Source organism: Noviherbaspirillum sp. (genome assembly GCF_036846085.1).
Taxonomy (GTDB): Bacteria; Pseudomonadota; Gammaproteobacteria; order Burkholderiales; family Burkholderiaceae_D; genus Noviherbaspirillum.
On record NZ_DAIUCO010000174.1, the window covers coordinates 1 to 11,588 of the forward strand.

12 protein-coding genes are annotated in these 11,588 nt (G+C 60.6%); 8 read left to right on the forward strand and 4 right to left on the reverse strand.

The genetic code is table 11. From position 1 onward, the window contains the following. On the forward strand, positions 1 to 301 hold a 301-nt coding region (locus V7080_RS17980; protein ID WP_334189768.1), incomplete at its 5' end, for a hypothetical protein. 57 nt (positions 302 to 358) lie between these two features. Here the strand turns inward: V7080_RS17980 and V7080_RS17985 are convergent. After that, the gene (locus V7080_RS17985) at positions 359 to 766 is read right to left on the reverse strand and encodes a hypothetical protein (protein ID WP_334189769.1); all 408 of its coding nucleotides are present in this window, start codon (positions 764 to 766) and stop codon (positions 359 to 361) included. Positions 767 to 1,285: 519 nt separating this feature from the next. On the opposite strand from V7080_RS17985, the gene V7080_RS17990 reads away from it, so the two are divergent. From V7080_RS17990 to V7080_RS18005, 4 genes are all read left to right on the forward strand, one after another. Continuing rightward, positions 1,286 to 1,486 (forward strand): hypothetical protein, encoded by a 201-nt coding sequence (locus V7080_RS17990; protein WP_334189770.1) that lies wholly within the window; start codon positions 1,286 to 1,288, stop codon positions 1,484 to 1,486. Positions 1,487 to 1,742: 256 nt separating this feature from the next. After that, complete coding sequence (locus V7080_RS17995) at positions 1,743 to 1,973, forward strand: hypothetical protein (RefSeq protein ID WP_334189771.1); 231 nt, start codon at positions 1,743 to 1,745, stop codon at positions 1,971 to 1,973. 157 nt (positions 1,974 to 2,130) lie between these two features. Beyond that, positions 2,131 to 4,302 carry a family 1 glycosylhydrolase gene (locus V7080_RS18000; protein WP_334189772.1) on the forward strand — a complete coding sequence of 724 codons (2,172 nt, stop codon included), beginning with the start codon at positions 2,131 to 2,133 and terminating at the stop codon, positions 4,300 to 4,302. An 81-nt stretch (positions 4,303 to 4,383) separates the two neighbouring features. Then, positions 4,384 to 6,174 (forward strand): glycoside hydrolase family 2 protein, encoded by a 1,791-nt coding sequence (locus tag V7080_RS18005; RefSeq protein ID WP_334189773.1) that lies wholly within the window; start codon positions 4,384 to 4,386, stop codon positions 6,172 to 6,174. Between the two features lie 34 nt (positions 6,175 to 6,208). Here the strand turns inward: V7080_RS18005 and V7080_RS18010 are convergent, their stop codons facing one another. Beyond that, positions 6,209 to 6,898 carry a UPF0149 family protein gene (locus tag V7080_RS18010; protein ID WP_334189774.1) on the reverse strand — a complete coding sequence of 230 codons (690 nt, stop codon included), beginning with the start codon at positions 6,896 to 6,898 and terminating at the stop codon, positions 6,209 to 6,211. A gap of 89 nt (positions 6,899 to 6,987) precedes the next feature. On the opposite strand from V7080_RS18010, the gene V7080_RS18015 reads away from it, so the two are divergent. After that, complete coding sequence (locus V7080_RS18015) at positions 6,988 to 7,977, forward strand: serine/threonine protein kinase (RefSeq protein ID WP_334189775.1); 990 nt, start codon at positions 6,988 to 6,990, stop codon at positions 7,975 to 7,977. A gap of 81 nt (positions 7,978 to 8,058) precedes the next feature. On the opposite strand, the gene V7080_RS18020 is transcribed toward V7080_RS18015, so the two are convergent. After that, a complete protein-coding gene (locus V7080_RS18020; RefSeq protein ID WP_334189776.1) occupies positions 8,059 to 8,964 on the reverse strand; it encodes a LysR family transcriptional regulator in 906 nt (301 codons plus the stop codon). Between the two features lie 119 nt (positions 8,965 to 9,083). Between V7080_RS18020 and hmgA the strand changes: the two genes are divergently transcribed. Beyond that, positions 9,084 to 10,439: a homogentisate 1,2-dioxygenase gene (gene hmgA, locus V7080_RS18025; protein ID WP_334189777.1), complete on the forward strand. Its 1,356-nt coding sequence runs from the start codon at positions 9,084 to 9,086 to the stop codon at positions 10,437 to 10,439. 5 nt (positions 10,440 to 10,444) lie between these two features. Here hmgA and V7080_RS18030 read toward each other — a convergent pair whose 3' ends face one another. Continuing rightward, positions 10,445 to 10,795: a hypothetical protein gene (locus V7080_RS18030; RefSeq protein ID WP_334189778.1), complete on the reverse strand. Its 351-nt coding sequence runs from the start codon at positions 10,793 to 10,795 to the stop codon at positions 10,445 to 10,447. A gap of 148 nt (positions 10,796 to 10,943) precedes the next feature. Here V7080_RS18030 and V7080_RS18035 point away from each other — a divergent pair. Continuing rightward, on the forward strand, positions 10,944 to 11,588 hold a 645-nt coding region (locus tag V7080_RS18035), incomplete at its 3' end, for an aldehyde dehydrogenase family protein (RefSeq protein ID WP_334189779.1).

Consider the following 11,588-nt stretch of genomic DNA (forward strand, 5'->3'; position numbering starts at 1 on the left):
GGAGAAAGCCATGTATCTCGATCACCCGAAAATCACCGCAACCAACAGCAGCACCGAAGCCGACCGTATCGAACGTCTCAACCGCGTCTATGGCTATGCGCTCGGGCTGGCGGATGCCGCCGGAAACCAGGAATTTCTCGGCAAGCTGTCACACATCCACGATCACAAGGGCAGATTGATGGTGGTCTGGTTCACTCCGCCGACCGAGCAGGAAAAAGGATTCTTCGTGCGTGCCTGGCAAAGCAAGATCGGCGACGAAACCGTCAACGTCGAGCACCAGGTGGAGCAGACGCCCGCCTGAGGAGCTCGGGCCTGATGCGCCCGACTGCATGACGGCTGCTTTTCGTCCGCCGTCCTCTCACTTCCCCGCGATATTGAACGGCAGGACATTGGCGCCGGAGATCTGGTCCTGTATCTGCTCGATTTCGCTCAGCAGCGTCATCAATGCACGCAGCCAGGGGTAGCGGGTGTAGCGGGTAGCCTTGTTGCTGGCTTCCAGGTCGGCCAGGTATTGCGGCGTCATGATGTGCGGATGCCTGGTGCTGTACACGCCGCCATGGACCTGTGCGCGGCGGCCGAGGTAGGCCAATGCGCAGGCGCGCTGGTAGGCATTGCGGTCGCCATATCGATCGGCGAGCGCCTGATTGCCTTTGTATTTCGCCAGATGCTGCATGTACGATTTCCAATCACCCTCGCGGATATCAATCGATCCCGACATGGATGCGCTGCTGACGGCCATTCCCTCCGACTCAAGCATTGCTGACACACTACCTCCCTAAAGTTGCGTCTGTTTAAAAATTCTGACGTTTGAACAACCGGCACGATCGGTGCATCAATCCTGGCGAGCAGGGTGCGCATCTGTCGGTGAATGTGCACGGCAAAAGGCCTGCGATGCGCGCAGCTTGTTCTGCCTGTTCAAGCGGGCATGTTGGATAAGTGCGCCACGGAAAAGTTCACTGTGGAAACATTTTGTTTTGACTGCGCTGCGGAAGGAAAACGGCCGATCCGGAAATGCCTCGTTCCCGCGGATCGGTTCTGGTCGGTTAGGGCCTGCGCAGGAAGGCGATGCTGTGTCGAGAAGTTGACAGCCTATTCACAAGGCAAGATTGCCGTGGATAACTTTCATGATGATGATTTGCATCAATGCAAATATGGGTCGATTGAGGCGTAGTATCAGGCGAAGGATGTTGATTGGAATCCTTTAATTTCGAGACCGCCGATCAGACTATACTTTGTCACGGCGGTCACCTCACATGCAGTCGGCAGAGATCAGGGTAACGACATCATGAGCGAAGCAACTCCCATCGACAATTACGCGGACACGGTCCGGCACGCGGCACCGCTACTCGGCATTGCGGCACTCAAGCCGAAAGGTGCTTGCTGGTATTGCAATCAACCGCTCGACAATGTTCGAAAGTTTTGCAGCAAGACCTGCGCTGATGATTACCGTACCGAAGAAGAGGTATTCCGGGACGTCGCGGGATAGCGTGCGACAACTGCAGGGCAGGGCGTATCGCATGATGCGGTAACGCCCGCATTCCCTTCCTGCTGATCGGTTTTCTTCCTAGGCGTTTCCTTCACGCAGCGTAAACTTCCATCACGCAATAAATAAAAACCAAATATTGAGCGTCAACAATAGACTAGCGCCCCCTGCAGCGTTGCGTGACCGCTGCCTGATTGATAATCAACTGACATCAATTTCACACTAACCAATCAGTCAGTTGAACTGTCGGGAGCACACAATGACGCCGGAAGAAATCGTCTCGGATTTGAACAGCAAGAACCGCGAACTTTTATACGTCCGAAAGGACTTTCAGCACCTGACGCATGAACAGGTATTGGCCTTGATGGATGCCGCCGCGATGCAGGGATTTCGCCTCGGCAGCAATGTTGCACTCTCGATGGTGAAGGGCACGCTGCTCGTGCAGTTATCCAAAAGCGCCGGTGCCCGGACCAACAAGTCGGGCGTCTGACCGCGGCCCGGTCCCTTCCTTTCGTGGCAAGCCATCATGCCGCCGGAATGCGGTCGAATGAGGCTTGCCACGACGCTGACGCAGATATGGTTTGCGACGGCTCAAAATCCTGAGGCATTGCGCGAGGGCTGCCTTGATCGACCAGCAAAAATCGACCATGCGGAATCCATCATCGCTCGAATTGTGGGGCGGCATTGAATGTACCGTCGCGCGCATCCGCGACAATTATCGAAACCAGATTGCAGAGACCGGCCATCACGCGCGCATCGATGACATTGACGCCATTGCCGCGCTGGGAATCCGGACGCTTCGCTATCCCGTACTGTGGGAGACCATCGCACCCGACAACCCCGATGAATGCGACTGGCGCTGGCATGACGAGCGACTGGCCCGCCTTCGCGCCGCAGGCGTGTCGCCGATCGCGGGACTGGTGCATCACGGGAGCGGACCTTACTACACCCATCTGCTCGATCCCGCCTTTCCGGAAATGCTGGCGCGACATGCGGAACGGGTTGCGGAACGCTACCCCTGGATAGAGCATTTCACGCCGGTGAACGAGCCGCTGACCACCGCACGCTTCAGCGGCCTGTACGGGCATTGGTATCCGCATGGGCGCGACGTGCGGTCGATGCTGCGATGCCTCGTCACGCAATGCCGGGCGGTGGTGCTGTCGATGCAGGCGATACGGCGCGTTACACCAGCCGCAAAGCTGGTGCAGACGGAAGATCTTGGCAAGGCGTTCAGCATGCCGGACCTGCAGCATCAGGCCGATTATGAGAACGAGCGGCGATGGCTGAGCCTTGACCTGCTCTGCGGCCGCATCGACAGCAGCCATGCGTGGTATCCCGCGTTCCTGCAGGCTGGAATCGACCGGCGGCAACTGGCGTTCTTCATCGACGCGCAATGTAAGCCCGATATCGTCGGCATCAACCACTACCTGACCAGTGAACGTTTTCTCGATCGCCGCCTGCGCGACTATCCGGATTTTCATCGGGCCGCCGACCAGCCGCCGTATGCGGATGTGCAGGCGGTGCGGGTGCCCTATGCCGATGGGTTGACCGGACCGGAACTGCGCCTGCGGGAAGCATGGGAACGATATCGGCTGCCGATGGCGGTGACGGAGGCGCATCATGGCGGCGCGCGCGACGACCAGTTGCGCTGGCTGATGCAGGTGTGGAATGCGGCGCGCAAGCTGCAGGGTGAAGGCGTCGATATCCGCGCCGTGACGATCTGGTCGCTGCTCGGCTGCGTCGATTGGAACTCGCTGCTGCTGGAGAAGAACGGCTTTTATGAAAGCGGCGCGTTCGATGTGCGATCCGATCCGCCGCGTCCGACGGCGATCGCGAAAGCGGCCGAAGCATTGTCCCGCACCGGCGAGTTCGACCATCCGGCGCTCGACGGGCTCGGCTGGTGGCAGCGCGACGACCGCTACTTCGCGCAGATCAGGCGGCTGGAAGCGCCGACCGTCATCAGCACCCAACGCAAGCTGCTCATCACCGGCGGTACCGGCACGCTCGGACGCGCGTTCGCACGTATCTGCAGTGCGCGCCATCTGCAATACGATTTGCTCACGCGCGCCGACATGGATATCGCCGACCAGGCATCGGTGGAGGCCGCCATCGCCCGCCACCGGCCCTGGGCGGTCATCAACACCGCCGGCTATGTGCGGGTAGCCGACGCGGAGCACGAACCGGAGCGCTGCTTCCGTGAAAACGCGGACGGCGCCGAACTGCTGGCACGGGCCTGCGCGCATCTCGGCATCCCGTTCGTCACCTTTTCATCAGACCTTGTTTTTGACGGCAGCCTGGGCAAGCCTTATGTCGAGAGCGACCCGGTCGCGCCGCAATGCGTCTATGGAAAAAGCAAGGCCGAGGCCGAGAAGCGGGTGCGCCAGGTCGCTCCGGATGCACTGGTCATCCGCACCAGCGCATTCTTCGGTCCATGGGACAGATATCACTTCGTGCATGTGGTGCTGCGCGACCTGGCCGCCGGCAGGCCGGTGCAGGCAAGCGACACGGTCATCGTATCGCCGACGTATGTACCGGACCTCGTGCATGCCACGCTGGACCTCACCATCGACCATGCCAACGGCATCTGGCATCTGGCCAATCAGGGCAGCCTGTCGTGGCATGAACTGGCGGTGCGTGCGGCCCGTGAAGCGGGACTCGATACCGGAATGATTTTCCGCGAGGAATCTGCGGCCATCACGACGTCGTTGTCGAGCGAACGCGGACTGATCCTGCCCCGCTTCGATAATGCCCTGCAGCGATATGTGCTTGAGAACACGATGGCCTGGGACGCGAGAGCTGCGGATCGCGAGGCAGCATAAGCTGCGCCATTTTCCGTCAATTTGGGAACAGCCTAGGCTGGAATCACTCAAACCCGGGAATTTATCCGAAAAGGAACAAGAATGGCCGACACCGCATATCCGCGCCCGCAGCTGGTGCGAGAGCACTGGCAATCATTGAATGGCCAGTGGAAATTTACCTTCGACAACGAAAAAAAATACCGTCATCCATCCGACCCGATCGAGTGGACGCAGAATATCGAAGTGCCCTATGCGCCGGAGGCTGCCGCCAGCGGCATATGTGACCGGGGTTTTCATCGCGCATGCTGGTATCAAAGGGAATTCGACATCAAGCCGGAAGGCGGGCGGGTGCTGCTGCATTTCGGCGCGGTGGATTACAGTGCCAGGGTGTGGGTCAATGGCTTTCTCGTCACCGAACATGAAGGCGGCCATATTTCATTCCATGCCGATATTACGCATGCGCTCGGTGAAGGAAGCCATCACACGGTGACTGTCTACGTGGAGGATGATCCCCACGACCTCGCCAAGCCGCGCGGCAAGCAGGACTGGCAACTGGAGCCGCATTCGATCTGGTATCCACGTACGACCGGCATCTGGCAGACCGTGTGGCTGGAACGCGTGCCGCACACCTATATCCAGAAACTGCGCTGGACGCCACACTTCGAAGGATTCGAAATCGGATGCGAAACCTTTATTGAAGGCGCAGTGGAAGAAGACCTGACGATCGAAGTGAAGATCCGGCACAGCAACAAGAAGCTGGCGGATGACCGCTACAAGATCATCGGCGGCGAGGCACACCGCAAGATCGGCCTGTCCGATCCCGGCATCGACGACTCGCGCAATGAACTGTTGTGGAGCCCGGAGCATCCGACGCTGCTCGATGCGGAGATCCTGCTGTGGCACAAGGGGCAGGTGCTGGACAAGGTGAAGTCCTACACCGCGCTGCGGGCGGTAAACATCAACCGCGACCGCTTCATGCTGAATGGCCGCCCGTACCAGCTGCGGCTGGTGCTCGACCAGGGTTACTGGCCGGAGACCCTGCTGACCGCGCCATCGGACGATGCACTGCGGCGCGATGTCGAGCTGGCAAAAGCCATGGGCTTCAACGGCGTCCGCAAGCATCAGAAAATCGAGGACCCGCGCTACCTGTACTGGGCTGATCGGCTCGGCCTGCTGGTATGGGAGGAGATGCCTTCGTCCTACCGCTTCTCGCCATTGGCGATCCGGCGCATGGTGAAGGAATGGACCGAAGTCATCGAACGCGATTACAGTCATCCCTGCGTAATCGTGTGGGTACCGTTCAACGAGTCCTGGGGCGTGCCCAATCTCACCTCGACCCAGGCGCACCGGAACGCGGTGGAGGCGCTTTACCACCTGACACGCACACTGGACTCCACCCGTCCGGTCATCGGCAACGACGGCTGGGAAGCGTCGGCGACCGACCTGCTCGGCATTCACGATTACGAGCCCGATCCGGAGCGGCTGCAGGCGCGTTACGGCGGTTCGGCCAATACCCAGGAGTTGTTCGACCGGCGGCGTCCCGGCGGCCGCATCCTGACGCTCGACGGCTATCCGCACCGCGGCCAGCCGATCATCCTCACCGAATTCGGCGGTATCGCGTATCGCAAGAAACCGGAGGCGGGCGTATCGGAAATCTGGGGCTACTCGGAAGCGGACAGCGACGGGCAGTTCCACGAGGCGTATCGCAAGCTGCTGGAAGTGGTGAACGAGACGCCGATGTTCAGCGGCTTCTGCTACACCCAGTTCGCCGACACCTATCAGGAGGCGAACGGTTTGCTGACGGCCGATCGTTCACCCAAGCTGCCGCTGGAGCAGATTTACGCGGCAACGCTGAACATCAAGCCGAATGCCAAGAAGCGATACGGGGTATAGACCGGCGAAGCGCGGGTAATGCGTTAATGCGGCGCTAGGACTGTTCGGCGCCGCAGCACTTCTTGAACTTCTTGCCGCTGCCGCAGGTGCACTCGTCGTTGCGGCCGACCTTCGGTTCCGTGCGCTGTACCTGCACGACGGCGGACTTGCGGTGCGGCAGCCAGTATTTGTGGATATGCGGAATCGCCGCCTCGACTTCGATCGCCAGCTTGTGGCGCTTGACCGGATCGTCCGCGAGTTCCATTTCGCTTTCCTCGATCTCTTCCGCGCCGAGCAGGTAGACCGATTCCACCATGGCGGCGATATTCGAGTTCCAGATCGGCTCCCACGCATCGGCGCGCAGGTTCATGCCTTCCCAGAATCCCCATGCCCATGCTTCGCCGTCGACCAGCGATTTGCCTTCCCATTCATGTTCGCAGTACAGCGGTTCGAACTCCTTCGGCGCGACTTCGAAGGTGATGGCGATCTCGTTCATGAAGCGGGCGATCAGGCCGACGATGCGCTGCTCCTCTTTCTCATTCTTGAATTTGGGGCTTTCACCCGAGGAACCCCAGACACGCGGCAGCCATTCCGCCATCAGGACTTCCTGCGGGCCGATCGCCAGCGCCGTCAGGTAGCCGTGCAGCGAATCCATGGTCATGCCGTCGTCGGCGCAGCGGTCCGACAGCAGGAACTGGTCCAGTTCGTTGAATTCCTTGTCCGAAAGCGGTTCGTCGAGATGCATGGTGGCGGGGCGTCAAGTGAGGGCGGGACCGGTAGTGTAGCGCGTGCGTCGCCCGCCCGCCATTCGGCATTGCCCGTACAATGGGCGGCATGAATGAAAATGCCGTCTCAAGCTTCGCCGGCCTGACGCCGGATCTTGTCCTCGATGCGCTCGAGTCACTCGGTCTCTACAGCGATGGCCGCTTGCTTGCGCTCAACAGTTATGAAAACCGCGTCTACCAGGTCGGGATGGAGGAGGGGCCGCCGCTGGTGGTGAAGTTTTATCGTCCGCAGCGCTGGACGGATGCCGCCATCCTGGAAGAACACGGATTCGTCCAGGAACTGGTCGACCAGGAAATCCCCGTCGTACCGGCAGTCGCCTTTCCGCAAGGCGGCACACTGCATCACTTCAACGGCTTTCGTTTTTCCGTATTCGCCCGCCACGGCGGCCGTGCTCCAGAACTTGAGGACAGGTCGACGCTGGAATGGATGGGACGCTTTATCGGACGCATCCATGCAGTTGGCGCGGTGCGTCCTTACCAGGCACGTCCGTCGGTTGATGTGGCAAGTTTCGGCGAAGAACCGGTGGACTACCTATTGTCGAACGGATTCCTGCCTGCGGATTTGAAAGATGCGTATCGCAGCGTGGCGGAACAGGCACTCGACGGCATCCGCCGCTGTTTCGACCGCGCTGGCGAATCCCGCATCCTGCGGCTGCATGGCGATTGCCATGGCGGCAATGTGCTCTGGACCAACGACGGCCCCCATTTCGTGGACTTCGACGATAGCCGCATGGGACCGGCGGTACAGGACCTCTGGATGATGCTCTCGGGCGAACGTGCCGACATGGTGCGGCAGATGTGCGATCTGCTGGCCGGCTATGAAGACTTCTTCGATTTCGATCCGCGTGAACTGCACCTGGTGGAAGCGCTGCGCACCTTGCGACTGATGTACTACTCGTCCTGGCTGGCGCGGCGCTGGGACGATCCGGCTTTTCCCCTGGCCTTCCCATGGTTCAACACCCAGCGTTACTGGCAGGACAGGATACTTGAACTGCGCGAGCAGATCCCGCTGATGCAGGAAGCGCCACTTCCGATTTAGAGCGTTGCCGCGCCATCGCCATCGCGTGTCCCGGGCATGCGGTATGGCGATGCCTCGGCCAGAAATGCCGCGCAGCGCCGCTCATTCCCTGAACTGGGACGCGATCAATCCCCGCATCCACCGGTTGCCTTCATCGTCATTGAAGCGCCGGTGCCAGTAAATATGCGTATGCAGGAGCGGCAGGCGCAGCGGCGGCGGCATGCAGACCAGCCCGAACGCTTCGCCTGCCCGCCGGGCGAGCTTTTCGGGAACCGTGACCACCAGGTCGGTCGTGCTGATGATGTAGGGAACGGACGTAAAGTGCGGCACCCGGAAGCGCGCCGCCTGGGTTACCCCGGCTTTTTCCAGCCTGTCGTTGATGAGGTCGTACGGATTTTCCCGCGACGATACGATGAGATGCTGCGCTGCCAGAAAGTCACCCAGGGAAACCTCGCCCGAACAGAAGGGATGGCCTTGACGGAACATGGACACATACTTCTGGCTGAACAGTTTCAGGTGGAAGAGGCTTTCGGATACCTCGGTGAACGCCCCGATCACCAGATCGATCTGCCCGGTCTCGATGCCTTCCTGCCAGTTCACGGCGTTGATCCGAACCGTGCCAATGCGCACACGCGGCGCGACCTCGGCGCATTTTTTTACCAGGGCAGGCATGAAGTGGATCTCGCCGACGTCGGTCATGGCGAGCACGAATTGCCGGGTGCTCGTCAGCGGATCGAAGACCTGCTGCCGATTCAACGCCCTGGTTACCTGGGCAAGCGCGGCGGCGACCGGTTCGGCGATTTCCTGCGCATACGGTGTCGGCTGCATGCCCTGCGCGGTCCGGACGAACAGCGGATCGCCGAAGGTCTTGCGCAGGCGCGCAAGCGCATTGCTCACAGTCGGCTGGGAGAGTTGCAGCCGTTCGGCAACAAGCGAAACATGCCGTTGCCGGTACAGCTCGTGAAAGACCACTAGCAGGTTCATGTCGATATCGTGGGGACTGCGCATTATTGATATCCTAAATACGTTCTATTTTCGTATTTGGATTTTAACTTGCGCCGCTCCCGGCTATAGTCGTTTCAATAAGCTTTTCGCAAACGGACTCCATCCCCTTACAGGAGATATCGATGAACAAGGTTACCGAACTGCCCAAGGCGCCCGGACGATCTGGTCCCGCTTCTTCGCCAGCGGCATCGTATCAATCCGGATTCGCCAACGAATTCGCAACCGAAGCGTTGCCCGGCGCATTGCCGGTCGGACAGAACTCGCCGCAGCGGCCGCCATACGGCCTGTATGCCGAGCAGATTTCCGGCACAGCCTTCACCGCCCCGCGCAGCCACAACCGCCGTTCCTGGCTCTACCGGATCAGGCCGGCCGCGGTGCATATGCCGTTCAGGCTGTTGCCAGCATCCAGGATCATCGCCGACTTCGCGAATGTGCCGCCGACGCCGCCCAATCAGCTGCGCTGGGATCCGCTGCCGCCTCCGACCAAACCGACCGACTTCATCGACGGCCTGGTCACCATGGCAGGCAACGGATCGGCCGAATCCATGTCGGGTTGCGCGATTCATTTGTATGCCGCCAACCAATCCATGGAAGGCCGCTATTTCTACAACGCCGACGGCGAATTGCTCGTCGTGCCGCAAATGGGCAGGCTGCACATCGCGACGGAACTGGGCGTACTGGACATCGAACCGCAGGAAATCGCGGTCATCCCGCGCGGCGTGCGGTTCGCGGTGTCGCTGCCGGACGGTGAAGCGCGCGGCTATATTTGTGAAAATTTCGGTGCGTTGCTCCGGCTGCCGGACCTTGGCGTCATCGGCTCCAACGGCCTCGCCAATCCGCGCGACTTCCTGACGCCGCATGCGACCTACGAGGACATCGAGGGGAAATTTGAACTGCTGGCCAAGTTCAACGGCAGGCTGTGGAGTGCCGACATCGGCCATTCGCCGCTGGACGTGGTCGCCTGGCACGGCAACTACGCGCCTTACAAATATGACCTGCGCCGCTTCAACACCATCGGGTCGATCAGCTACGACCATCCGGACCCGTCGATCTTCCTCGTGCTGCAGTCGCCGAGCGATACGCCGGGCGTGGATTCGATCGACTTCGTCATCTTTCCGCCGCGCTGGCTGGCAGCCGAGAACACCTTCCGCCCGCCCTGGTTCCACCGTAATGTCGCCAGCGAATTCATGGGCCTGATCCATGGCGAGTATGACGCCAAGGCGGAAGGCTTCGTGCCCGGCGGTGCCAGCCTGCACAATTGCATGGCGGGGCATGGCCCGGACGGCGATACCTACGAAAAGGCCTCGCAGGCAGACACGTCGAAACCGAACAAGGTCGGCGACACCATGGCCTTCATGTTCGAAACCCGCACGGTGATCAAGCCGACACAGTTCGCCCTCGAAACCTCGCAGCTGCAAAACGCATATTTCGAGTGCTGGCAAACCATCAGGAAGACATTCGATCCGGCCACGCCGTAGCCAGGTCAGCGGTCGGCGGAAACTTTCTGTGCTCCGCCGGCCAGGCGGTCCAGCGCCGCGATCACCTTGTCGGCGGACGGATCGGCATTGGCGAGCATGACCGCCCGTTCGATGGCCGCATCGCGATGATTTTTTGAAAAGTACTGCAGCAGGTAATCCGCATTTTCCACGCCGGCCACGCCGCGCGCATCATCCTTGGCGAGACGCCGCACATACCAGATCGCATAGCCGTTCGATTCATCGCAGCAATACACCTCGGCCAGGTGGAATGGACCCAGCGGGTGCAGGTCGGTATCGGTGTGCCAGACGAGTTTGCGCCAGAGATGGTTTTTCTTCGATTCGGGTAGGGAATGCATATCGGCTTTCCTTGATGGCATTAGGCAAATCATACCCGAGCCGCACCCTTACCCCGGTTGCGAAATTTCGAACGCAGTGCATCCAGTGCGCCGGTCCCGAACCATTTTTTCACGGTAAGCTGGCGTATCTCGCCTTGAGGAGTACTCCATGCAATCAATCGCTCAATTGCTGTCCGCGATGCAGGCCGACATCGGCCGCTATCAGGGAAACGATCTCGCCTGCATCTCGCCGATCGATGGCGAATCGCTCGCCCGCCTCCGGACCGACGGGCCGGAGCAGGTCCGGGAAAAAGTCGCTGCCGCCCATGCGGCATTCCTGCAATGGCGGATGGTGCCGGCGCCGCGTCGCGGCGAGCTGGTGCGCCTGTTCGGAGAGGAATTGCGCAGCAACAAGGAAACCCTCGGCAAGCTGGTGACGATCGAGACCGGCAAGATCCTGCAGGAGGGGATGGGCGAAGTGCAGGAGATGATCGATATCTGCGACTTCGCCGTCGGCCTGTCGCGCCAGCTCTACGGCTTGACGATTGCCTCGGAGCGTCCCGGCCACAGGATGATGGAAACCTGGCATCCGCTCGGAGCGGTCGCCGTGATCTCCGCGTTCAACTTCCCCGTCGCGGTCTGGTCGTGGAATGCCGCGTTGGCGTTTGCCTGCGGCGACAGCGTGGTATGGAAACCGTCGGAAAAGGCGCCGCTGACTGCAATTGCGGTACAGGCCCTGTTTGAAAAAGCGATTGCGCGTTTCGGCGGCGATGCGCCGGCCGGGTTGTCGCAGCTGGTCATTGGTGGGCAGGAC